Genomic DNA, 23,309 nt, shown 5'->3' with positions numbered 1-23,309 from the left:
ATTTAATGTCTCGTATAGGTAAAAAACCAATTGAAATTCCAACTGGTGTTACTGTTACTAACGACAATAACACTGTTACTGTGAAGGGTCCTAAAGGTGAACTTTCCCGTTCATTCAACCAGGATATCGAAATCAAGGTGGAAGACAACGTAATCAACGTTTCCCGTCCATCTGATGCGAAAGAACACCGCGCATTGCACGGAACTACTCGCGCACTTCTAGCTAACATGGTTGAAGGTGTGTCAAAAGGATTTGAAAGAGGTCTAGAGCTTATCGGTGTCGGTTACCGTGCTCAAAAACAAGGCAAAAAGCTTGTTTTAAACGTTGGTTACTCTCATCCTGTTGAAATCGAACCTGAAGAAGGTATTGAAGTTGAAGTTCCTTCTAACACAAAGATCATTGTTAAAGGTACTAACAAAGAGCGCGTTGGCGCATTGGCTGCCAACATCCGTGATGTTCGTCCTCCAGAGCCTTACAAAGGTAAAGGTATCCGCTATGAAGGCGAATATGTTCGTCGTAAAGAAGGTAAAACTGGTAAGTAATGCCGCTTAGGTAAACGAAAGGAGTGACCGAAATGATTACGAAGGCTGATAAAAATGCGGTTCGTAAGAAAAGACATGCTCGTGTGCGTGCGAAACTTTCTGGAACTGCGGCTCGTCCTCGTTTAAATGTGTATCGTTCAAACAAGCACATTTATGCTCAACTTATTGATGATGTAAACGGAGTTACTGTAGCAAGTGCTTCTACACAAGATAAAGAAGTGAACCTTGATGCAACAAGCAACGTTGATGCAGCAGTTAAGGTCGGAGAATTAGTTGCAAAGCGCGCAATCGAAAAAGGCGTAAAAGCTGTCGTTTTCGATCGTGGTGGCTATCTATATCATGGACGTGTTCAGGCATTAGCTGATGCAGCACGTGAAAATGGTTTAGAATTTTAATAGACAAAGGAGGGACACAAAAAGATGCGTCGTATTGATCCAAACAAACTTGAACTTGAAGAGCGCGTAGTTACGGTTAATCGTGTAGCAAAGGTTGTTAAAGGTGGACGTCGTTTTCGTTTCTCTGCTCTTGTAGTAGTAGGTGACAAAAACGGTCACGTTGGCTTTGGTACAGGTAAAGCACAGGAAGTTCCTGAAGCGATCCGCAAAGCTATTGAAGATGCTAAGAAAAACTTAGTCGAAGTACCTATGGTTGGAACTACAATTCCTCACCAGGTAATCGGTCACTTCGGTGCTGGAGAAATCCTACTTAAGCCTGCTTCTGAAGGTACTGGAGTAATCGCCGGAGGTCCAGTTCGTGCGGTTCTAGAATTAGCTGGTGTTGGTGATATCCTATCTAAATCTTTAGGTACTAACACACCAATCAACATGGTTCGCGCCACTTTGAACGGTTTAACTCAATTAAAACGTGCTGAGGACGTAGCGAAATTACGTGGTAAATCAGTAGAAGAACTGTTAGGATAAGGAGGGATATCAAATGGCGAATAAACTAGAAGTAACCCTCACTCGCAGCGTGATTGGTCGCCCGCAAGACCAGCGCGAAACAGTTAAGGCTCTTGGCTTACGCAAAATGCACCAAACAGTTGAGCATCAAGATAATCCTGCTATCCGCGGAATGATCAACAAAGTTGCTCACCTTGTTGTGGTAAAAGAAAAATAAATCTATTCTTCTACAAATAAGGAGGTGCCAACATGAAACTTCATGAATTAAAGCCTGCAGAAGGTTCTCGTGGGGAACGCAAACGCAAAGGCCGTGGTATCGGTTCCGGTAATGGTAAAACTGCTGGTAAGGGTCATAAAGGTCAAAACGCTCGTTCTGGCGGCGGTGTCCGTCCTGGATTCGAGGGTGGTCAAACACCTTTATTCCAACGCTTGCCTAAACGCGGTTTCACTAACATCAACCGTAAAGAGTACGCGATTGTGAACCTTGATGCTTTAAACCGTTTCGAAGATGGAGCTGAAGTAACTCCTGAGCTTCTTATCGAAACTGGTGTAGTAAGCAACGAAAAAGCAGGAATCAAGATTCTTGCAAAAGGCAAAGTTGAGAAAAAGCTTACAGTAAAAGCTCATAAATTCTCCTCTGCTGCAAAGGAAGCTATTGAAGCTGCCGGCGGTCAAACTGAGGTGATTTAATGTTTCAGACAATCTCCAATTTTATGCGTGTGGGTGATATAAGACGAAAGATTATTTTCACCCTTTTAATGCTGATTGTATTTCGCATCGGTACATTTATCCCTGTACCGGGCGTAAATGCAGAGCTATTAAAAGCCCAGGATGAACTAAATGTATTCGGTGTTCTGAATACATTCGGCGGCGGGGCGCTCCTGAACTTCTCAATCCTTGCAATGGGTATCATGCCGTATATTACGGCATCCATCATTGTGCAGCTTCTGCAGATGGATGTTGTTCCTAAGTTTACGGAATGGTCAAAGCAGGGTGATGTCGGACGCCGTAAGCTAGCTCAGTTTACCCGTTACTTTACTATCGTGCTTGGTTTTATCCAGGCTCTCGGTATGTCTTATGGGTTTAATAACCTAGCAGGCGGAATGCTGATTGAGAATCCGGGAATCACGTCTTATCTATTGATTGCCGTAGTATTGACTGCCGGAACTGCATTTCTAATGTGGCTTGGTGAGCAGATTACGTCAAAAGGTGTTGGCAATGGTATTTCCATCCTTATCTTTGCTGGTATCGTAGCTGGGATTCCTTCAACGGTTAACCAGATTTACGCTCAGCAGTTTGAAAATGCTGGAGAGCAGCTATTCCTTCGCATCGTGACAGTCGTGCTTATATTAATTGCAGTCATTGCTATTGTTGTAGGAACGATCTTCATCCAACAGGCATTAAGAAAAATTCCTATTCAATATGCTAAGCGTGTAACAGCAGGAAATAATTCTGCTGGCGGACAATCAACTCATCTTCCGTTAAAAGTTAATGCAGCTGGTGTAATTCCAGTAATCTTTGCGATTTCATTCATCATTACGCCAAGAACCATTGCCGGTTTCTTTGAGCAGAATGATGTGACGCTATGGATTCAAAGAATATTTGACTATACGTCTCCAATCGGAATGGTCATCTATAGTGCATTAATCATTGCTTTTACTTATTTCTATGCTTTCATTCAGGTGAACCCCGAACAAGTTGCGGAAAACCTGAAGAAGCAGGGCGGTTATATCCCGGGCATCCGTCCAGGAAATAACACGCAGGAATATCTGACTCGCGTCTTATACCGTTTAACCTTGGTTGGAGCTCTCTTCTTGACAGTGATTTCAATCCTGCCGGTTTTCTTCATCAATATCGCTGGATTGCCTGAATCTGCGCAAATTGGAGGCACAAGCCTGCTGATCGTAGTCGGTGTTGCACTGGAAACGATGAAGCAGCTTGAAGCACAGCTGGTTAAGCGTCATTATAAAGGTTTCATTAAATAATTTGGTTGTAGGGGACGCATGTTCCCTTATACCATTTAGAGACTAGGGGGAAATTGACGTGAATTTAGTTTTAATGGGGCTCCCTGGTGCCGGTAAAGGTACACAAGCCGAGAAGATCGTCCAAAAATACGGCATCCCTCATATCTCTACCGGAGATATGTTCCGTGCGGCTATTAAAGACGAAACGGACCTAGGCCTTAAAGCAAAATCATTCATGGATAAAGGCGAGCTTGTTCCTGATGAGGTAACAATCGGCATTGTGCGTGAACGATTAAGCAAGGATGATTGCGAAAAAGGCTTTTTGCTGGATGGCTTCCCAAGAACGGTTGCCCAAGCAGATGCCCTTGAAAACATCCTTTCTGATTTAGACAAGAAAATTGATTATGTTATTAATATTGATGTCGATCAGAGTATCCTAATGGAGCGTCTTACAGGACGCCGCATCTGTAAAGACTGCGGAGCTACTTATCATCTAGTATTCAATCCGCCAGCGAAAGACGGAGTGTGCGATCGCTGCGGCGGTGAGCTTTATCAGCGTGCTGATGATAATGAAGCGACTGTCCAGAATCGACTTGACGTTAATATTAAACAAACAAAACCGTTGCTTGATTTCTACGAAACGAAAGGTTATCTGCGCAATATTGACGGTCAGCAGGATATTAATAAAGTATTTTCTGATCTTGATGCATTGCTCGGGGGTTTACAATGATCATTTGCAAAACCCCGCGTGAGCTTGAAATAATGCGTGAGGCCGGCAGAATCGTAGCACTTACACATCAGGAACTGAAAAAACATATTGCACCCGGAATCACAACCCGCGAACTGGATGATATTGCTGACCGGTTTATCCGTAAATACGATGCAATCCCATCGTTCAAAGGGTATAATGGTTTCCGCGGCAGCATCTGTGCTTCAGTTAACGATGAACTTGTTCATGGCATTCCTGGTGATCGAGTTTTAAATGACGGTGATATAATCAGCATTGATATCGGTGCTAAATATAACGGTTATCATGGTGACTCAGCCTGGACATATGCTGTTGGCCAAATTGATGAGGAAGCCGAGCGTCTGATGGATGTGACAGAAGAATCATTATATAAGGGCCTTGAAGAAGCTAAACCGGGTGAGCGCTTGTCGAACATCTCCCATGCTATCCAAACGTATGCGGAATCTAATGGCTTTTCCATTGTACGCGAGTATGTCGGCCACGGAGTAGGGCAAGACTTACATGAGGATCCTCAAATTCCTCATTATGGACCGCCTAACAGAGGGCCGCGCTTAAAGCCGGGAATGGTACTTGCAATTGAACCTATGGTGAATGCAGGAAGTCGTTATGTTAAAACCTTAGCCGATAACTGGACAGTTGTCACAGTTGACGGTAAAAGGTGTGCGCATTTTGAGCATACTATAGCGATCACTGAATCCGGTTATGAAATACTGACAAAAGCCTAAGGTGCAGGTGATTCCATTGGTTGGTTCTGATACGAATCCGCAGCCTGGTCAAATTGTTTTGATCAAAAGTGGGCGAGATGCTGGTCAATATGCTATAATTATAAGGTTGTTGGATGAAAGATATGTTATACTTGCTGACGGCGGCAAGAAGAAATTCGACCGCCCGAAGAAAAAGAACGTTCAGCATCTGCAATTGTTTAATTATATCTCTCCAGAAGTTCAGACCAGTCTCGAGGAGACCGGCCGTGTAACAAACGGAAAGTTGCGCTTTGCGCTTGCAAAGTATGTAAATGAATTCGTATATGACATGAAGAAGGGAGAATAAAGTTCAATGGCGAAAGACGATGTAATCGAAATAGAAGGCACAGTTGTTGATACTTTGCCAAATGCAATGTTTAAGGTAGAATTAGAAAATGGTCATACAGTGCTAGCTCATGTATCCGGTAAGATCCGCATGCACTTCATCCGTATTTTACCTGGAGATAAAGTAACAGTTGAGCTGTCTCCATATGATTTAACACGCGGTAGAATCACATATCGTTTTAAATAATCATTGCACTCCGTACTATTAAGGAGGTTAGGATAATGAAAGTAAGACCATCAGTTAAACCAATCTGCGAAAAGTGTAAAGTTATCCGCAGACGTGGAAAAGTAATGGTTATCTGTGAAAACCCTAAACATAAACAAAAACAAGGTTAATTTGAAGGAGGTGCGCTTATACAATGGCACGTATTGCTGGTGTAGATGTTCCACGTGAAAAACGTGTAGTAATCTCATTAACTTATATCTTTGGTATTGGTAAATCTACAGCTCAGAAAGTTTTGGCTGAAGCTGGTGTTTCTGAAGACACTCGTGTTCGTGATCTTACAGAAGACGAACTTAACAAAATCCGTGACATCATCGACAAATTGAAAGTTGAAGGTGACCTTCGCCGTGAGGTTTCTCTAAACATCAAACGTCTAATGGAGATCGGAAGCTATCGCGGTCTACGTCATCGCCGTGGTTTACCGGTTCGCGGACAAAACACAAAAAACAACGCTCGTACACGCAAAGGTCCTCGTAAGACTGTAGCGAACAAGAAGAAATAATCGGTAAAGGAGGTAACTTTAAATGGCTCGTAAAACTAATACACGTAAGCGTCGTGTGAAAAAGAATATTGAACAGGGTATTGCACATATCCGTTCTACTTTCAACAACACAATCGTAACTATCACTGATGTTCATGGAAATGCTATTTCATGGTCAAGTGCTGGAGCTCTTGGATTTAGAGGTTCTCGTAAATCTACTCCATTCGCAGCACAAATGGCAGCTGAAACTGCAGCTAAAACTTCCCAGGAACACGGTATGAAATCCCTTGAAGTAACTGTTAAAGGACCTGGTGCAGGACGTGAAGCTGCTATCCGTGCTCTTCAAGCTGCTGGTCTAGAAGTTACTGCTATCAGAGACGTAACTCCAGTTCCTCATAACGGATGTCGTCCACCAAAACGCCGCCGTGTATAATTTTTCTGTATAGAATTTGTATCCTTGTCTATAATGGGATATGATACTAATTTTTAGTTATACAGAACAATTATTCCAGTTGTTGTGCACAAAACGGGAACGTATACATGGGGGAATTTCGGTTAGAGATTGCTAGCCGGGGTTTCGACGTTTTGAAGGAGGGTATATTTTGATGATCGAAATAGAAAAACCAAAAATCGAAACGGTTGAGATCAGCGATGATGCCAAGTACGGCAAGTTCGTCGTCGAGCCACTTGAGCGTGGATATGGTACAACTTTGGGTAACTCCTTACGTCGTATCCTTTTATCCTCACTCCCAGGTGCCGCTGTCACATCGATCCAAATTGATGGGGTACTTCATGAGTTCTCAACAATTGAAGGCGTCGTAGAAGATGTAACATCTATCATTTTAAACATTAAAAAACTAGCACTTAAAATCTACTCTGATGAAGAAAAAACATTGGAAATCGATGTTCAGGGTGAAGGTGTAGTGAAGGCAGCTGACGTAACACATGACAGCGATGTTGAAATCCTAAATCCGGATCTTCATATTGCTACTCTTGGTTCGAATGCCCATCTGCGCATGCGTTTAACTGCAAAACGCGGACGAGGCTATACACCAGCTGACCAAAACAAGAGAGAAGATCAGCCAATTGGTGTGATTCCGATCGATTCTATCTACACTCCAGTAGCCCGTATTTCCTACCAGGTAGAGAATACACGTGTGGGTCAAATGACTAACTATGATAAGTTAACATTCGATGTTTGGACTGACGGCAGTACAGGTCCTCAAGATGCGGTTGCACTTGGAGCGAAGATCTTAACTGAGCATTTGAATATCTTTGTCGGTTTAACGGATGAAGCTCAAAATGCAGAAATCATGGTTGAAAAAGAAGAAGACCAAAAAGAGAAAGTACTTGAGATGACAATTGAAGAACTTGACTTGTCTGTACGTTCTTACAACTGCTTAAAGCGCGCTGGCATCAATACTGTTCAGGAATTAGCTAATAAGACTGAAGAGGATATGATGAAGGTCCGCAACCTTGGCAGAAAGTCACTTGAGGAAGTAAAACATAAATTAGAAGATCTTGGACTGGGCTTACGCAAAGACGATTGATTAATTAATTGATAATCTATATGTTTGCTTTCAGCAGATCGAATGACTTCAACAAAGGAGGGAAACTTTCATGGGATACAGAAAGTTAGGACGCACTAGCTCACAACGTAAAGCTATGCTGCGTGACTTAGCAACAGATCTAATCATCAATGAGCGCATCGAAACAACTGAAGCTCGTGCGAAAGAACTTCGTTCAGTTGTTGAGAAAATGATCACTCTTGGAAAGCGCGGCGACTTGCATGCACGCCGTCAAGCAGCTGCATTTGTTCGCAACGAGGTAGCTAACGCTGAAACTGACCAGGATGCTGTTCAAAAATTATTCAGCGACATCGCAACTCGTTATGAAGAGCGTCAAGGCGGATACACTCGTATTATGAAACTTGGACCTCGTCGTGGAGACGGTGCGCCAATGGTAATCATCGAGTTAGTATAATTTTTTTAGGAAAGGGCGCGGGACGGTTTCAATGAACTTGTTCTTTGCCCTTTTTCTATAAAAGCGGCTGTTTCCTTAATTTGTATGGAGCGCCGAAATCAGGCCAATAACGAGCGTTACGATGAGCATGTACAGCAAGTAAACAGGAATGGATGAGCAATAGATTCCCCATTGCCTGGTATATGACTCGTCTAGCTCATGCACCTCTTCCGGAAATAAGAAATGCGCCCGGCAGTTTCCTGCCTGACGGAAAGAGGTGCAGGCTTTTTTAAATTTAGTATGTTCATAACCAGAAGAAAACCGGGGTCTCTGAACATATTTATACAATAGCAAGAACCAACGACCATACTGCGTCAGTATGAGCTTTTAATAGGGAGGCATAATAGGCATCCAATAAGCTTAGATAGCAGAAATCCAGATTTTCTTGTGTATTATTACAAGTGTGGGAGAATGGTATCATTCAACGCTTGCTATCCGGTAACATAACCTATTATCGAACTATTTAAAGCTCGCCAAAAATGGCGGGTTTTTTCATTATAAGAGCAGAGCTGAAATAGAGAAGCAGAGCTGAGAGGAGGACTTCACTTGAACGAGCCGCTGGTAGAATTGAAAAATGTTTCGTTTAAATATGATGCAGAAGCTTCATATGCGCTGGACAATATCTCTTTTAATATCTTTAAAGGGGAATGGCTTGCAATAGTTGGGCATAATGGTTCCGGAAAATCAACACTTGCTAAATTGCTTAATGGCCTGCACTTTCCTCTGCAAGGCAGCATTAGAGTAGGCGGCATTTCATTGAGCGAAGATACGGTTTGGGAAACGAGAAAGAAGATTGGTATGGTTTTTCAAAATCCGGATAACCAGTTTGTTGGAACGACTGTAAGGGATGATGTGGCTTTTGGTTTAGAAAACCATGGAATTGAAAGACATGACATGGTTCAGCGTGTTGCCCAATCATTGGAAAAGGTCAAAATGACATCATTTCTTAATCAAGAGCCGCACCATCTTTCCGGCGGCCAGAAGCAAAGGGTAGCCATAGCCGGCGTTATCGCCTTAAGGCCGGATATTATTATTCTCGACGAGTCAACCTCTATGCTGGACCCAAGAGGGCGTGAAGAGGTGTTGGAGACCGTCAGAGAGCTCAAGCGGGATTATCATATGACGGTCATCTCCATCACTCATGATCTGGAGGAGGCGGCAAAGGCTGATCGCATCATAGTCATGAATAAAGGCAAGTTATATCGGGAAGGCACGCCAGAGGAAATTTTTCAAATGGATGAGGAGCTTGTAAAGCTGGGCCTGGATATTCCTTTCCCTGTGAAGCTGAGCAAGGAATTAAGAGAAAAAGGGCTGCCGTTATCCAGGCATTATTTATCTGAAGAAGAGTTGGTGGAAGAATTATGGACATCTCACTCCAAAATGTAGAATACCGTTATCAGGTTAATACGCCATTTGAACGTCTCGCCATAAAGGATGTCTCCATCGATATTCCATCAGGCACATTTCTCGCGATCATTGGTCATACCGGTTCAGGCAAATCGACCGTCCTTCAGCATTTAAATGCCCTGCTTAAGCCGACAGATGGCCAGGTAGTGATCGGGGAGCGGTCGATCACACCGGAAAAGAAACAAAAGAACCTGAAGGAAATCCGCCAAAGGGTCGGCATCGTATTTCAATTTCCTGAACATCAGCTGTTTGAGGAAACAGTTGAGAAAGATATTTGCTTTGGACCGATCAACTTTGGAGTGTCAGAAGAGGAAGCCAAAAAAAGAGCCAGAGCAGCTCTAGCCCAGGTGGGCCTGCCGGAAGAAATTTTAAGCAAGTCCCCATTTGACCTGTCAGGCGGTCAAATGCGACGTGTAGCCATAGCAGGAGTGCTGGCAATGGAGCCTGATGTCATTGTCCTGGACGAGCCTACTGCGGGACTTGATCCACGTGGCCGGAAGGAAATCATGGATATGTTCTACAGCCTGCATGAGACAAGGGGACTTTCGACAGTACTTGTGACACATAGCATGGAGGATGCTTCTCGCTATGCTGATCAGATTGTCATCATGCATAACGGTGAAGTGTACAAAAAAGGGACACCCAAAGAAATTTTTTCTTCTCCGGAAGGCTTGCTTAAGCTTGGACTCGATGTTCCGGAGGTTGTCCGCTTTCAGCTGAAAATGGAAAAATCGCTTAACATCCGTCTTTCTAAGACGTGCCTGACTATGGATGAGCTGACGGATGAGATTGCTGCTGTGATGAAGAGGGGGACAGATGCATGATGGACAAAATGATTTTTGGGCGCTATGTTCCGGCTGAGTCTGTCATCCATAGGATGGACCCTCGTTCAAAGCTTGTCCTTATTTTCTTATTCGTGTGCATTGTCTTTCTGGCAAATAATTTGCTGACATATGGATTGCTGACGATTTATACCTTTTTTATGATTGCTTTATCTAAAGTGCCGATCCGGTTTATCTATACAGGATTAAAGCCGGTCCTGCTGCTTGTTATTTTTACTTTATTTCTTCATTTGTTTTTGACAAAAGAGGGGGATGTTCTCTTCCAGTTTGGATGGATTACGATCTATGAAGAAGGTCTGAGACAGGGGATTTTCATCTCTCTGCGTTTTTTTCTGCTCATTCTGATGACTTCTATTCTGACTTTGACCACGACTCCTATTGAAATTACGGATGGTCTGGAAAGTCTGCTCAATCCATTAAATAAATTCAAGTTTCCGGTGCATGAACTGGCTTTGATGATGTCGATTTCTCTCCGCTTCATTCCGACACTCATGCAGGAAACCGATAAAATTATGAAGGCCCAGACAGCCAGAGGGGCCGATTTTACAAGCGGTCCGATTAAAGACCGTGTTAAAGCCATTATTCCTCTTTTAATTCCTTTGTTTGTCAGTTCGTTCAAACGGGCAGAAGAGCTTGCTGTGGCGATGGAATCACGGGGCTATAGAGGCGGGGAAGGCAGAACGAAATACAGGCAGCTTAACTGGGGTCTGAAGGATACATCGATGCTCGCCATGCTTGCAGCTCTCACCCTGGTGTTAATCCTGCTGAGATCATAAACGGGGTGGCCTTATGCAAAGATTTAAATGTATTGTGACATATGACGGAACCCTTTTTGCAGGCTACCAGGTGCAGCCTGGGAAGCGGACTGTGCAGGGAGAGCTGGAACGGACCTTAAAGAAGCTTCATAAAGGAAAAGACATTAGGGTGACTGCTTCAGGAAGAACCGATGCAGGTGTCCATGCAAGGGGGCAGGTGATTCACTTCGATTCCCCTTTGAACATTCCGATTGAAAAATGGGATATTGCCCTTAATTCCCTGCTGCCGGATGATGTGGCCATCATCGGGACGGAGACAGTGCCTAACGACTTCCATGCCCGGTTTGATGCGAATGGGAAGGAGTATCGGTACTTCGTGCACCGATCAACCAGGAGAGATCCGTTTAAACGCCATTATGCCTATCAATACCCCTATGCCTTAAATATGGATGCTATCAGACAGGCAGCGGCGGATTTAATAGGGACACATGATTTTACAAGCTTCTGCTCCGCTAAGACGGAAGTGGCAGATAAAGTCAGGGAACTTCAGGAGATAGATGTGCGTGAAGAAGGGGATATGCTCATCTTCCGATTTAGAGGCACTGGATTCTTATATAATATGGTCCGGATTCTGACCGGCACCCTTTTGGAAGTCGGCTCAGGGGAAAGAGACCCCGGATCCATGCCAGCAGCCCTAAAGGAAAAAAACAGGTCAGCTGCAGGAAAAACAGCACCTCCCCAAGGTTTATATTTGTGGAAAGTTTTTTATTAAAATTTTGGAAAAAACATTTGAGGAACCGCGGGGGCGCGTTGTAAAGCCAAACTCGTTTGAAAAAAGATTTTAAAACAACTAAACCAGGTGTAACATTCGCTTGACATTAGACTGTCAAAGTTATATTATAGCATATGGTATTATTATTAAAACCACGATAAGCCCCGGAACTTATTGTGTCGAATAGATAAACCAAAAATGATTATGAATGGAACTATTAGGAGGGAAACTGATGCGTACAACGTTTATGGCGAATTCAAACAATATCGAACGTAAATGGTACGTGATTGATGCTGAAGGCAAAACTCTTGGTCGTCTTGCTAGTGAAGTAGCGTCAATCCTACGTGGTAAACATAAACCAACTTATACACCACATGTTGATACTGGTGATCATGTAATTCTTATCAACGCTTCAAAAATCGAACTTACTGGGAAAAAGCTTACTGACAAGATCTACTACCGTCACAGCATGCACCCAGGCGGTCTAAAATCAAGAACTGCTCTTGAAATGCGTACAAACTACCCTGAGAGAATGCTTGAGCTTGCTATCAAAGGCATGCTTCCAAAGAACTCTCTTGGCCGTCAAATGTTCAAGAAATTACACGTATATGCTGGTAGCGAACATAAGCACCAAGCACAACAACCTGAAGTTTACGAACTTCGTGGATAATTTTTAGGGAGGTTATTAACTTGGCACAGGTTCAATATATTGGTACTGGTCGTCGTAAGAGCTCCGTTGCACGTGTTCGTTTAGTTCCAGGCGACGGTAAAATCATCATCAATGGTCGTGAAATCACAGATTACATTCCTTTTGCAGCTTTACGTGAAGTTGTAAAACAGCCGCTTGTAGCTACTGAAACAGTTAACAGCTACGACATTCTTGTAAATGTAAACGGCGGTGGATACACTGGTCAAGCTGGCGCAATCCGCCACGGCATCGCTCGTGCATTGCTTCAAGCTGATCCTGAATTCCGTCCAACATTAAAGCGCGCAGGACTATTAACTCGTGACGCACGTATGAAAGAGCGTAAGAAATACGGTCTTAAAGGTGCTCGTCGTGCTCCTCAGTTCTCAAAGCGTTAATTATCAGCGTTTCAAAGACTCTTTTCACTTCTGTGGAAAGGGTCTTTTTTTTGTTTAAAATATACTTTCAAACAAATTTGCCCACCAATCATAGCTCTAGTATTCGTTACATGTGAGCGGATATTCATTGTCAATATCTGATTGACCTGGAATCATCCTGGAAGGAAAGCAACTCATATCATTTATGAGGATTTATCCTGAGTATTGTTTCTGGTTCATATCCCCAATTCCCCAACCATGTGCTCGTTTCTGTGCAAATAAGGAGACATGGGTTCCCTCTTTAGAAATTTATTTCTATTTCATCAAACTGTACAAGCAATTTAAATATTTTTGAATATCATTTATAAACAATTTAGAAAGGATGATAAGATGAAACATTATATCGTCCCTCCTTCTTGGCCAAATTCTATTTCAACGGGATGCTGTATTCTAAAACCGCCTAGCCAAACATGTGATTGTCCACCTGGACCGCAGGGACCGCCAGGACCAGAAGGACCACAGGGGATACAAGGTCCAGAAGGACCAGAAGGACCACAGGGGGTACAAGGACCAGAAGGACCACAGGGGGTACAAGGACCAGAAGGACCACAGGGGGTACAAGGACCAGAAGGGCCAGAAGGACCACAGGGGATACAAGGTCCAGAAGGGCCGGAAGGACCACAGGGGATACAGGGACCAGAAGGGCCAGAAGGACCACAGGGGATACAGGGACCACCAGGACCTCCAGGACCCGGATTAACTGGCTTTCAAATAGTGACACAATCTATCACTTCGACAGCTGGAGTCGCGACCCTTACTATTACTTGTCCACTTAATAATATTGCGATATCTGCTGGATTTTCTATAGCTGGAGGTAATCAAGTTAGAATAACTCAAATGCAGCCGGTTGGCACTCCCCCTAATCAATGGATTTTTCGAGCAGAAGGTCAAGGTGCTCAACAGTTCACACTATCCGGTTTTGTTATTTGTGCACAAATCGTTTAACTAGCTGAAGTAATTATAAAAACGGTGGTAAGTTAACAACAGATGATAAGTATCGAAAAGTACAGGAATAAATTGTAGAATACAAATTCAAACAAGATATTAATACAAACAAGGTATTCTTAATTAAGGCCCTTCCCTAAATGGGGTAAGGGTTATTTATTGTGACTACGGATGATAGGGGATAGGGAGGGGTATACGACAAACTGACATCTCCGCAGACAGGAAAGAGCAGGAACCGGTTCGCTTCCACGATATGGGCTGACAATAAATACAGGTGGCCTGACGCCAGCAGGTGTTTACTAACGTCTGATCTGCTGTTTACAAGCACCGTCAACTTTAGCTCAGCCGGCTGGCGGGGCTAATTCCTGTATCAGCGAAAAAATTGGAAATTATATTATTGCAAATATCGGGCTGAGAGAGGATTATTCACGCTGAGAGAGCATCAGCGGAGCTCAGACTGTATATGTTAGCGTTTTCATTCACTATCTCGCCTATATCCTCCCGTCTTTCCCTAATACCCTTGAATCTGTATTTGAGCATGTTACGATAGATACCGTTGATAAAATACGAACGGTTATACGAACAGTTTTTCATTTAAAGGAGGATGTCCATGTTAGCCAATAAAACAATCGCATTTTTAGGAGCAGGGTCAATGGCGGAATCAATGATTTCAGGAGTCATTACAGCTGAAAAAATGTCACCTGATCGGGTTTTTGTAACGAACAGAAGCAATGCAGACAGATTGGAAGAGATTCAAGACTTGTATGGTGTAAGTGCCATGCCGCAAAACGAAATCCCCTTTGAGGAAATTGATTTATTTATTTTAGCTATGAAGCCAAAAGGGGCAGAAGAAGCCCTTCTTTCGATTAAAGACAAATTATATCCCGGTCAGGTGATTCTTTCTGTTTTGGCAGGCATAACAACAGAGTTCATGGAAGAGCATTTAAATCCCGGACAGCAGGTAGTGCGTGTGATGCCGAATACTTCAAGCATGATTCAGGAATCTGCTACTGCTGTTGTCGCAGGAAAGAATACGAGCATGGCCAATGTGGAAATGGTTAAGGAATTGCTGGAATGCATGGGGGAAGTTTATATCATCGATGAAGACCAAATGGATGTTTTTACGGGATTAGCCGGAAGCGGGCCTGCTTACTTCTATTATCTGATGGAAAACATGGAGCAGGTAGGGGTACAAAATGGAATGGATGAAAAGACTGTCCGCAAAATTGTTGCCCAGACGATTTTTGGAGCAGCGAAGATGGTGCTTGAAAAAGAAGAAGCGCCAACTTCTCTAAGAGAGAAAGTGACCTCTCCAAATGGCACGACCGCCTCAGGACTCGAAGCCTTAAGGAGATACAACGGAGGCGAAGCCATCACACAGGCAGTTGAGCATGCCGCCAAACGTTCGAAGGAAATCAGCAAAGAGCTGGAAGACGCCCTTGTCACTTCCTAAGGGAAAAGGATTTACAAGTTTACAGGAGGTATTGGATGTTGATTAACGAAAAGCAGATAAAAAGAGTTGTTATTAAGATTGGGAGCAGCTCATTAACAAGCATGCACGGGGAGATTAGCCGCAGAAAGCTTGAAAAGTTTGCTGAGCAAATTGTCGAGCTGAAGGATGCCGGCTATGAAACAGCCGTTGTGTCATCAGGTGCTGTAGCAGCAGGATATAGGAAGCTTGGCTGCCTTAACAGACCATCTTCTCTTCCGGAAAAACAGGCTGCAGCTTCGATTGGCCAGGGGCTATTAATGGAATCTTACTCAGAACTCTTTTTATCTCATGGCTATGTAGCTTCACAAATCTTGATTACCAGAAGCGATTTCTCTGATGAAAAGCGTTATGGAAATATGCATAACACCATGAATGTGCTGCTGGAGCGAGGCATCATCCCGATCATTAATGAAAATGATACGGTTACAGTCGATCGTTTGCGCTTCGGGGACAATGATACTCTGGCTGCAAAAGTGGCTGGTCTGATTGATGCGGATTTCCTGATTATTTTATCAGACATAGACGGCCTCTATGACAGCAATCCAAATGATAATCCTCACGCAAGTCTTCTCGAGAGGGTTCACTGCATAACACCTGAAATTGAAGCTGCTGCAGGAGGATCTGGCAGTGCTGTAGGAACAGGCGGCATGAAGTCAAAAATCCAGGCAGTGAAAATTGCGATGGCTGCAGGAATTGACTCCTTTTTAGGAAAAGCAGGAACGGAAAACATTTTAATGGAAGCTGTGGAAAACAGAGCAAGAGGCACTTACTTCACGCCAGAGCCGGATGCATTCAATCTGGATAATGAAAAGCAGTGGATAGCATTCCACTCGGGTCCTGAAGGAAAGGTGACCATCAATTCCCATGGGATAGAAGCGATTGTGGATCATCAGGAAAACTTGTACTGCTCTGATATTCAGGAAGTCAAAGGGAGATTTAAGGATGGAGCAGTTGTCCGCATCCTGGATGAAGAAGGACAGGAAATTGGCCTCGGCCGCATTAATTATTCAAACGAACAGTTAACCGGCAATACAGGAGATGAAGAGCTTGAACCGGCCATAGCGCAGGAAACGTTTGTATGCTCCCGCGACTTTAAGCTGCCGGCATTGGTTTGAACTTTTTTAGGAGGGATTCAATGACTACTGCATCAGCAGTATTAAATAATGTAGAAGAACAGGCAATAAAGGCAAAGAAGGCTGCCAAAACCTTAAGTATTTTAAATACTGAAGAAAAGAACGAAGCACTCCATACAGTTGCAGATGCGTTGGAGACTGGATATGAATCGATTCTTGCAGCTAATATGGCCGATCTTAAAAGCGGTAGGGAGAAAGGGTTCGAAGAGGCGTATATGGATCGGCTGTCATTATCGAAGGAGCGGGTTTATGAATTTGCAGACGGCCTTCGCCAGGTAGCTGAACTTCCCGATCCGATTGGAGATGTTATGTCAGGCTGGACCTTGGATAATGGGCTGAAGGTGGAAGAGGTCCGTGTTCCGCTTGGTGTCATCGGAATGATTTATGAAGCAAGACCTAATGTTACAGCCGATGCGGCGGGTCTTGCATTAAAATCAGGAAATGCTATTGTTTTAAAAGGCGGATCATCAGCACTGAATTCGAATCAGGCTATAGTAGAGATTATTCATGAGGCTCTGGAAAACACGAAGATACCTAAAGAAGCTGTCCAATTCATTGCCTCATCGGACAGGGAAGCGACAAAGCAGCTGTTCACCATGAAGGAGCATATTGATGTGTTAATTCCGAGAGGCGGCGCATCCCTCATTAAAGCAGTGGTCGAGAATGCGACGGTGCCTGTTCTTGAGACAGGAGTCGGAAACTGCCATATCTATGTAGATAAGGATGCAGATCCGGATAAAGCGATCAATATCCTGATTAATGCCAAAACCGACCGTCCCGCAGTCTGTAATGCGGCAGAAACACTGATTGTCCATAAAGCATGGCTGAATCAGCATAAAGAATTGCTTGCAAAAGCTCTAAAGGAACATGGCATTACTGTGCATGGAGATGAAGCTGCGGCAAAAGTCTTGCCCGATGTTGTGCCTGCAGGCAAGAGCGACTGGGCCAATGAATATTTAAGCATGGATTTAGCTGTGAAAACCGTTAATAGCCTTGAACAGGCCATTGACCATATTGATCAATACGGCACTAAGCATTCAGAGGCGATTATTACCGAAAATGGGGACACAGCTAAAAAGTTTATGCAGCTGACAGATGCAGCTGCGCTGTACCATAATGCTTCGACCAGGTTTACGGATGGCGGCGCTCTGGGCTTTGGGGCTGAAATCGGTATTTCCACACAGAAGCTCCATGCGAGAGGACCGATGGGGCTGCCAGCACTAACAACCCGCAAATATCTCATGTCAGGGAATGGGCAGATCAGATAAAGTGTTTTTATAAGCATCAGCTCCGGCTGGTGCTTTTTTTAACTACACCTTAAAAAATTGGCAGCCCGATTAGCGGCTGCTTTTTGCATTTCTCTCCCGCTGCAGATAAAGACTATCTGTAAGGGGTGAGAAAGCGTGACTGTCATAACAACGTTCAAAGAGAAAAAAAGAGAAAAGCAGATCAAATATGAAAAATCAGTCCTTCGGGAAATTTCGATAAAAGCTTTAAAAGAAAAAGTACAGCAATTTTTTGGATCTTCCAGATTTGTCTCTGGCCTGATCATGAATGCCGGAATTGAAGAGGCCTGCTATGATGTAGCGATTGAAGCCTATTTGCTGGGGGCCAATTATAGCCGTTTTGGGCGCTATGGCGAATCGCTGGATCAGGTTCGCCACAGATGTGAAAAAGAATATAAGCACTTAGTGGATACGCTCTATAACTTTTTCCTGTATTGGGGCCATGGCTCGGAAGCGGCTATGAGTGAATCCCTTTATTATATGTGCGAGCAATATGTAAACAGCTGGTGGTCAGAAGGGTTTAACAAAGGGGAGAGAAGGCATAAATTGCGTCTCCACTAAAGAATTTGGTTAAAGCGCTGTCTCCTGATCGAAGTTCTAGATCTCCATCTTGTCCCATATATTGAAGTGAGGATAAGCAGGAGGGGACTGATTAGGGCGTATGAAGAAAAAATTAAAAATAGGCGGGTTTGCAATCGGGCTTATCGTCCTTTTTCTTATTTTACAATATGACTTTACGGATGATGATTCCTGGGAATCGTGGAATCTGCCTTTAACCGGGAAGATCATCTTGCTTGATCCCGGCCATGGCGGCCCGGATGGCGGAGCAGGTGACGAAGGGGCACTCGAGAAAGATATTGCGCTGGATGTATCATTAAAGGTAAGGGATTACCTCCAGGAGCAGGGAGCACTTGTGCTCATGACGAGGGAGGATGACAGGGACCTTGCACCCGAGGCAACCAAGGGATACAGCCGGAGAAAAGTAGAAGACCTGAAGAAACGGCTTGAAATGATAAATACGTCTAACTCTGACTTTTATGTCAGCATCCATTTAAATTCGATTCCCTCTCCCCAATGGAGCGGAGCACAGACCTTCTATGCACCCGGGATTAAGGAGAATGCCAAAGCCGCAAAATTTATACAGGACGAACTTCGCCGCAACTTGGAAAATACAAAGCGGAACTCCAAGCCTCTGAACAATGTATTCATCTTAAAATACGCCAAAAAACCGGGTGTCTTAGTAGAAGTGGGATTCTTATCAAACCCGGGGGAGCGGGCTAATCTGAAAACTGATGAATATCAGGATAAAATAGCTGCCTCTATCTATAATGGAATAATGCGCTACTATACCAACGAAAAAGAATTGACTGAAACATGGGAATGAAAAGGTGCTGAGAAAGTGCCTTTTCTTTTTTGAATGTTTTTCCGGTGTGATAGAATTAACTGTATAGAATTTTCAATATGTTATACTAAAATGGAAACGAATTCAAAAGGCGGGTGCAATGTATGTTAACTGAACAGAAAGTCAGAGAAGCTTTAAGCGGCTTGAAGGAACCATTTATACATAGAACATTGGGCGAACTTAACGCCATTGAAGAAATTAAAATCAAAGAAGAAAAGAACCATGTCAGTGTTAAGATTCAGGTTGCCAAGACAGGTACTGCTGAACAGCTTCAGCTTCAGACGGAAATCGTCAATCTTTTAAAAGAAGCAGGGGCTGCGACCGTTGGCATCCGCTTCAGCGAGCTTCCTGATGAAGTGCTTTCACAATTTAGAGAGGCAGCGGCTGAAGAAGACAAAGGCCTGCTTTCTCCTGGTAATAAGACGGAATTCATCGCTATTGCCAGCGGAAAAGGAGGTGTCGGCAAATCAACCGTTTCGGTAAACCTGGCTGTATCGCTGGCAAGACTGGGCAAAAGGGTCGGATTGATTGATGCCGATATTTATGGATTCAGCGTTCCGGACATGATGGGCATAACGAAGCGTCCTGTGGTTAGGGGAGAACGTATTCTGCCGGTTGAACGCTTTGGCGTAAAAGTAATTTCAATGGGATTCTTTGTAGAAGATAATGCGCCGATTATCTGGAGAGGTCCGATGCTTGGCAAAATGCTGAACAGCTTTTTCAATGAGGTAGAGTGGGGAGAATTAGATTACCTTCTTCTTGATTTGCCTCCTGGGACAGGAGATGTTGCACTGGATGTTCACACCATGCTTCCTTCCTGTAAGGAAATTGTCGTTACAACTCCGCACCCTACAGCAGCATTCGTTGCGGCCAGAGCTGGTGCAATGGCGCTTCGCACAGAGCATGAAATCCTGGGTGTTATTGAGAACATGGCTTATTTTGAGAGTCAATTGACTGGAGAAAGAGAGCACGTGTTTGGTCAAGGCGGGGGTATGAAGCTCGCTGAAGAACTGCGTACAGAAGTGCTGGGCCAGCTTCCTCTTCAGCAGCCTGATTGGAATGAAGAAGATTTTGCACCGTCTATTTATGACGAAGAACATAAGCTTGGTCAAATCTATACAGACATTGCCCGTAAAGTAATCCAAACGATTGAAAGTAAATAAAAAGATAAAACCTCTTCCGATGGAAGAGGTTTTATTCTTAAGGGTTAAGATCCGCCGCCGCCGCTACCGCCGCCTTGGCTTTCACCTTGGCCGCCGCCTTCACCCCCGCCTTCTTGACCACCTTCTTGACCTCCGCTTTTTGTTTCCTCAGCTGCCTTTAGAAGGATATCCTGAATTTTTGCTTTAAAAAGCGGGCTTTCAAATGTCTCAGTCATTACTTTCTGAATGTGCTCCCGATATTCCTTGCTTTTAAGGACATTTGTCACTTCTTTTTCAAGCTCGGGATCTTTAAGTACTTCAATCATCATTCCCCGGTATTCAGGGTCTTTCATAAGGTCTTTTAAAAGCTTTTCATTTTCCTTTTGCATGCTTTTGGCCATGCTCTCGGCAAACTTTGGATCGTCAAAAGACTTTTTCCAAAACTCTGTGCCTTTATCAGAAGTTAAGGTCTTTTCAATGGTTTCACTTACAACCTTTTGGTCCATGACCATCTTTTGCTGCATTTTTTCATCAGCCATCAATTCTTCAAGTGCTTTTTTTCCTTCATCTGTCTTTAATATATCTACAACCATTTTTTTAGTTTGCTCATAATCCATTTGGCTGGCGCCCGATTCACCTTGGCCGCAGCCTGAAATGAAAAACACTAGCGCTAATGGAAGGAGCAAACGGAATTTTGTTTTCATGGTGAAGCTCCTTTCAGAGGTGTCCTTACCTTTAGAATGAAGATTTTTAGCAAATATTATGCGCTGGAAATACAATGCCTAGATTTTTCAAACTTTGGTTGGTACAATCAATAAGAATGAATTTATTTATTATGGGGGAAAAATAAATTGACTAGCCGTAATTGGGTAAAACTGTTTATAACAACTCTTTTAGTCGGTGGATTAACTACAGGAGTTGTTGGGTTTATTGTGCGCTGGGATGAATTTGCGCCTATTTTTATTGACTTCGATTTCCTGCAAATTCTGTCAGTATTGTTCTGGCTTATCGGTGTAGGATTAATCTTCAGTATTATTAGCCAAATGGGCTTTTTTGCTTATTTGACTGTACACCGCTTTGGATTGGGGATTTTTAAAGGGTTATGGAATCCTATTCAAATTGTCCTTATTTTATTTGCTCTATTTGACCTGGTTTATTTCCGATATAAGGCTTTTGCGGGTGAAGGAGATAGCATGCTGCCGTATATTGGCGTTGCAGCATTTCTTCTTATAGTCGCTCTTGTGGTCGCAGCATTAAAAACCAAACAGACCAACCAGCATGCGTTTATTCCTGCAGTGTTCTTCATGGTGGTCGTAACCGCCATTGAGTGGGTACCGGTATTAAGGGTAAACGAAGAAAGCTGGCTATATCTGATGCTGATCCCATTATTAGTATGCAACACCTATCAGCTGCTAATTCTGCATAAGCTGAATGAAGATTCACAAAAACAGAGAAACAATATAGCTAAAAAGCCATCCAAATAACGGATGGCTTTTGTTGTTTTATCGAAGTCCAACGGGCATGAAGTGCACCCACTTTAAGACTCAGCGCAATCAAAGGAGGATAAGTGAGGGGCAAACTGCTCGTAAAGGCCCGAAAAGAGGAATAATGACTAATAAGTATCAGATTCCTGTTCAACGTCTTTGAGGCCCGCTTCCTGCGGGCCTCAAGTAATAATCAGTGGTGGATAAAGATGGCCCCCATGGATCAAAGCTTCATTTTATTTCATTCGTTTTTGTCTCGGCATTAGCAATCATTTCTGAGACGGAAACAAAGCTAAGCCCCCTGGATTTTATATCATTTAAAATGAGCGGAAGAGCTTTAGCCGTTTGTTTAGCAGAATCGGATGCATGCAAAAGGACGATATCACCTTTTTTGGCCTTTGATACATTCTCTGTTATCCGATTGACACCCGGATTCGTCCAATCCTTTGAATCGACGCTCCAGTGAACAACGGTAAAACCCATCCTGTCAGCAATCTTTAAGGTTTTCTGATCAAAATGCCCTGTTGGCGCGCGTACAAGCTTAATGTCTTTAATATTCAGCTTTCTAAATGCCTCCTGCGCCCTTGCAAGGTCCCTCCTGATTTTATCCTCTTCAAGCTCTGTATAATCTTCATAACCATAGCCCAGAATTCCGATTTCATAGCCTTCTTTCGCGATCCTTGACACTAAATCCGGATGGCGTTCGGCCCAGGAACCGGCCAGAAAAAAGGTCGCAGATTTTACATTTTCTTTTTTAAGAATATCCAATATGGGCTCTGCTTTGACATCCCCCCATCCTATATTAAAAGTGAGGGCTAAATCCTTTTCCCCTTTGTATATCGCCTTAGGCCCGTCTTTAGCTGAAAAAGCAGGCAATTGGACAATACTTTGCATGTAGAGGAACCAGGCAGTGAAAAATGCTGCAATGACAATCAGCGAAATTTGTTTTAAAGACTTACCATTCAACACGAAAAAAAAGTTCATATTTGTTCACCTCGTCCGATACCTTCCTAGTCTCATACCTATGCTGAACTTGTCTCTTCCATGTATAAAAAATTTATTCATAAAAATTATCAATTGGAAAAATACTACAATAAACAAATTAAAGAATATAATGGAGGCAATTTAATGATTGGAATGCTTTTAAGCCAAAAAGAGCTAAAAGAAATGGAGTATCTGATCAAGCGGGAAATGGACGAAATATTATTCGATTTAAAAGATGACAGAATCGACCACATTGTCAAAAGAGCCATGGAGGAACGATATAAAATTTTATTTTCATTATTTCAGCGCATGGCAACACCAGCAGATTGCCTTAAATATATGCGTTCCAGCCAGCATCATGAAAAGAAGGGGTAATATTTTTTGTGCTGAAGAAAAAATGGCAAAAAGGATGTTGACTTCTTCTTGGTATCTTGGTATATTAATAAACGTCGCTGATGACGGAAAGCATTAATGAAAACAACTTAAAAAAAGTTGTTGACGTCAAAGTTGACACGTGATATATTAATAAAGTCGCTTCTGGGCGGCGGATTGATCTTTGAAAACTGAACGAACAAT

The 23,309-nt window shown here is 43.3% G+C and carries 31 protein-coding genes and 1 pseudogene; 30 read left to right on the top strand and 2 right to left on the bottom strand.

What is annotated here, in order from left to right; genetic code table 11:
* The first annotated feature begins 5 nt into the window (after positions 1-5).
* The 28 genes and pseudogenes from rplF to salA all read left to right on the top strand — a co-directional run bounded on the left by rplF (position 6) and on the right by salA (position 20,286).
* The gene (gene rplF / locus AC6CHU_RS20240) at positions 6-542 is read left to right on the top strand and encodes a 50S ribosomal protein L6 (RefSeq protein WP_159869717.1); all 537 of its coding nucleotides are present in this window, start codon (positions 6-8) and stop codon (positions 540-542) included.
* Between the two features lie 32 nt (positions 543-574).
* On the top strand, positions 575-937 hold the full coding sequence (gene rplR / locus AC6CHU_RS20235; protein ID WP_159869719.1) for a 50S ribosomal protein L18: 363 nt from the start codon (positions 575-577) through the stop codon (positions 935-937).
* 24 nt (positions 938-961) lie between these two features.
* On the top strand, positions 962-1,462 hold the full coding sequence (gene rpsE / locus AC6CHU_RS20230; protein ID WP_009336597.1) for a 30S ribosomal protein S5: 501 nt from the start codon (positions 962-964) through the stop codon (positions 1,460-1,462).
* Positions 1,463-1,475: 13 nt separating this feature from the next.
* Entirely contained in the window at positions 1,476-1,658 is a 183-nt protein-coding gene (rpmD, locus tag AC6CHU_RS20225; protein ID WP_009336598.1) for a 50S ribosomal protein L30, read from the top strand.
* A gap of 32 nt (positions 1,659-1,690) precedes the next feature.
* Entirely contained in the window at positions 1,691-2,131 is a 441-nt protein-coding gene (gene rplO, locus AC6CHU_RS20220; RefSeq protein WP_061793800.1) for a 50S ribosomal protein L15, read from the top strand.
* Positions 2,131-3,426: a preprotein translocase subunit SecY gene (gene secY, locus AC6CHU_RS20215; protein WP_159869722.1), complete on the top strand. Its 1,296-nt coding sequence runs from the start codon at positions 2,131-2,133 to the stop codon at positions 3,424-3,426. Before rplO ends, secY begins: the two co-directional genes overlap by 1 nt.
* A gap of 58 nt (positions 3,427-3,484) precedes the next feature.
* On the top strand, positions 3,485-4,135 hold the full coding sequence (locus AC6CHU_RS20210; RefSeq protein ID WP_061793802.1) for an adenylate kinase: 651 nt from the start codon (positions 3,485-3,487) through the stop codon (positions 4,133-4,135).
* Positions 4,132-4,878: a type I methionyl aminopeptidase gene (gene map, locus AC6CHU_RS20205; protein WP_159869725.1), complete on the top strand. Its 747-nt coding sequence runs from the start codon at positions 4,132-4,134 to the stop codon at positions 4,876-4,878. The genes AC6CHU_RS20210 and map overlap by 4 nt, the downstream gene beginning before the upstream one ends.
* 16 nt (positions 4,879-4,894) lie before the next feature.
* Positions 4,895-5,253: pseudogene (locus tag AC6CHU_RS20200) on the top strand (KOW domain-containing RNA-binding protein).
* Entirely contained in the window at positions 5,210-5,428 is a 219-nt protein-coding gene (infA, locus tag AC6CHU_RS20195) for a translation initiation factor IF-1 (protein WP_009336604.1), read from the top strand. The pseudogene AC6CHU_RS20200 and the gene infA overlap by 44 nt, the downstream one beginning before the upstream one ends.
* A 35-nt stretch (positions 5,429-5,463) precedes the next feature.
* A complete protein-coding gene (gene rpmJ / locus AC6CHU_RS20190; RefSeq protein WP_000868344.1) occupies positions 5,464-5,577 on the top strand; it encodes a 50S ribosomal protein L36 in 114 nt (37 codons plus the stop codon).
* 23 nt (positions 5,578-5,600) lie between these two features.
* On the top strand, positions 5,601-5,966 hold the full coding sequence (gene rpsM / locus AC6CHU_RS20185) for a 30S ribosomal protein S13 (protein ID WP_009336605.1): 366 nt from the start codon (positions 5,601-5,603) through the stop codon (positions 5,964-5,966).
* A gap of 22 nt (positions 5,967-5,988) precedes the next feature.
* Positions 5,989-6,378 (top strand): 30S ribosomal protein S11, encoded by a 390-nt coding sequence (gene rpsK, locus AC6CHU_RS20180; protein ID WP_048011510.1) that lies wholly within the window; start codon positions 5,989-5,991, stop codon positions 6,376-6,378.
* Between the two features lie 172 nt (positions 6,379-6,550).
* The gene (locus AC6CHU_RS20175) at positions 6,551-7,495 is read left to right on the top strand and encodes a DNA-directed RNA polymerase subunit alpha (protein WP_159869776.1); all 945 of its coding nucleotides are present in this window, start codon (positions 6,551-6,553) and stop codon (positions 7,493-7,495) included.
* Between the two features lie 70 nt (positions 7,496-7,565).
* Positions 7,566-7,928, top strand: a complete 363-nt coding sequence (gene rplQ / locus AC6CHU_RS20170; protein ID WP_009336608.1) for a 50S ribosomal protein L17 — start codon at positions 7,566-7,568, stop codon at positions 7,926-7,928.
* Positions 7,929-8,513: 585 nt separating this feature from the next.
* Positions 8,514-9,353, top strand: coding sequence for an energy-coupling factor ABC transporter ATP-binding protein (locus tag AC6CHU_RS20165; RefSeq protein WP_159869731.1), 840 nt, complete (start codon positions 8,514-8,516; stop codon positions 9,351-9,353).
* The gene (locus AC6CHU_RS20160; RefSeq protein ID WP_498122663.1) at positions 9,329-10,198 is read left to right on the top strand and encodes an energy-coupling factor ABC transporter ATP-binding protein; all 870 of its coding nucleotides are present in this window, start codon (positions 9,329-9,331) and stop codon (positions 10,196-10,198) included. The genes AC6CHU_RS20165 and AC6CHU_RS20160 overlap by 25 nt, the downstream gene beginning before the upstream one ends.
* Positions 10,195-10,992 carry an energy-coupling factor transporter transmembrane component T family protein gene (locus AC6CHU_RS20155; RefSeq protein ID WP_498122662.1) on the top strand — a complete coding sequence of 266 codons (798 nt, stop codon included), beginning with the start codon at positions 10,195-10,197 and terminating at the stop codon, positions 10,990-10,992. The genes AC6CHU_RS20160 and AC6CHU_RS20155 overlap by 4 nt, the downstream gene beginning before the upstream one ends.
* Positions 10,993-11,005: 13 nt before the next feature.
* A complete protein-coding gene (gene truA, locus AC6CHU_RS20150; protein WP_159869740.1) occupies positions 11,006-11,743 on the top strand; it encodes a tRNA pseudouridine(38-40) synthase TruA in 738 nt (245 codons plus the stop codon).
* Between the two features lie 232 nt (positions 11,744-11,975).
* Complete coding sequence (rplM, locus tag AC6CHU_RS20145) at positions 11,976-12,413, top strand: 50S ribosomal protein L13 (protein ID WP_159869743.1); 438 nt, start codon at positions 11,976-11,978, stop codon at positions 12,411-12,413.
* A 20-nt stretch (positions 12,414-12,433) separates the two neighbouring features.
* Positions 12,434-12,826, top strand: coding sequence for a 30S ribosomal protein S9 (gene rpsI, locus AC6CHU_RS20140; RefSeq protein ID WP_009336614.1), 393 nt, complete (start codon positions 12,434-12,436; stop codon positions 12,824-12,826).
* A 451-nt stretch (positions 12,827-13,277) separates the two neighbouring features.
* Positions 13,278-13,565 carry a hypothetical protein gene (locus tag AC6CHU_RS20135; protein ID WP_498122661.1) on the top strand — a complete coding sequence of 96 codons (288 nt, stop codon included), beginning with the start codon at positions 13,278-13,280 and terminating at the stop codon, positions 13,563-13,565.
* Positions 13,566-14,420: 855 nt separating this feature from the next.
* A complete protein-coding gene (gene proC / locus AC6CHU_RS20130) occupies positions 14,421-15,263 on the top strand; it encodes a pyrroline-5-carboxylate reductase (protein ID WP_159869746.1) in 843 nt (280 codons plus the stop codon).
* A gap of 35 nt (positions 15,264-15,298) precedes the next feature.
* Entirely contained in the window at positions 15,299-16,417 is a 1,119-nt protein-coding gene (gene proB / locus AC6CHU_RS20125; RefSeq protein WP_251284575.1) for a glutamate 5-kinase, read from the top strand.
* A 20-nt stretch (positions 16,418-16,437) separates the two neighbouring features.
* Complete coding sequence (locus AC6CHU_RS20120; protein ID WP_251284574.1) at positions 16,438-17,703, top strand: glutamate-5-semialdehyde dehydrogenase; 1,266 nt, start codon at positions 16,438-16,440, stop codon at positions 17,701-17,703.
* Between the two features lie 135 nt (positions 17,704-17,838).
* The gene (locus tag AC6CHU_RS20115; protein ID WP_159869755.1) at positions 17,839-18,282 is read left to right on the top strand and encodes a YbaK family protein; all 444 of its coding nucleotides are present in this window, start codon (positions 17,839-17,841) and stop codon (positions 18,280-18,282) included.
* A gap of 100 nt (positions 18,283-18,382) precedes the next feature.
* Positions 18,383-19,105, top strand: a complete 723-nt coding sequence (gene cwlD, locus AC6CHU_RS20110) for an N-acetylmuramoyl-L-alanine amidase CwlD (RefSeq protein ID WP_159869758.1) — start codon at positions 18,383-18,385, stop codon at positions 19,103-19,105.
* Positions 19,106-19,227: 122 nt separating this feature from the next.
* Positions 19,228-20,286, top strand: coding sequence for an iron-sulfur carrier protein/transcriptional regulator SalA (salA, locus tag AC6CHU_RS20105; protein WP_498122660.1), 1,059 nt, complete (start codon positions 19,228-19,230; stop codon positions 20,284-20,286).
* A 44-nt stretch (positions 20,287-20,330) separates the two neighbouring features.
* Here salA and gerD read toward each other — a convergent pair whose 3' ends face one another.
* The gene (gene gerD / locus AC6CHU_RS20100) at positions 20,331-20,969 is read right to left on the bottom strand and encodes a spore germination lipoprotein GerD (protein WP_498122659.1); all 639 of its coding nucleotides are present in this window, start codon (positions 20,967-20,969) and stop codon (positions 20,331-20,333) included.
* A gap of 147 nt (positions 20,970-21,116) precedes the next feature.
* On the opposite strand from gerD, the gene AC6CHU_RS20095 reads away from it, so the two are divergent.
* Positions 21,117-21,749: a KinB-signaling pathway activation protein gene (locus tag AC6CHU_RS20095; protein ID WP_498122658.1), complete on the top strand. Its 633-nt coding sequence runs from the start codon at positions 21,117-21,119 to the stop codon at positions 21,747-21,749.
* A 231-nt stretch (positions 21,750-21,980) separates the two neighbouring features.
* Here AC6CHU_RS20095 and pdaB read toward each other — a convergent pair whose 3' ends face one another.
* Positions 21,981-22,733, bottom strand: coding sequence for a polysaccharide deacetylase family sporulation protein PdaB (gene pdaB / locus AC6CHU_RS20090; protein WP_159869770.1), 753 nt, complete (start codon positions 22,731-22,733; stop codon positions 21,981-21,983).
* Positions 22,734-22,877: 144 nt separating this feature from the next.
* On the opposite strand from pdaB, the gene AC6CHU_RS20085 reads away from it, so the two are divergent.
* The gene (locus tag AC6CHU_RS20085) at positions 22,878-23,108 is read left to right on the top strand and encodes a hypothetical protein (RefSeq protein ID WP_498122657.1); all 231 of its coding nucleotides are present in this window, start codon (positions 22,878-22,880) and stop codon (positions 23,106-23,108) included.
* The last annotated feature ends 201 nt before the right edge of the window (positions 23,109-23,309 follow it).

Source organism: Cytobacillus sp. GQ23, assembly GCF_059758675.1.
This window is presented reverse-complemented; position numbering and strand designations above follow the sequence as displayed.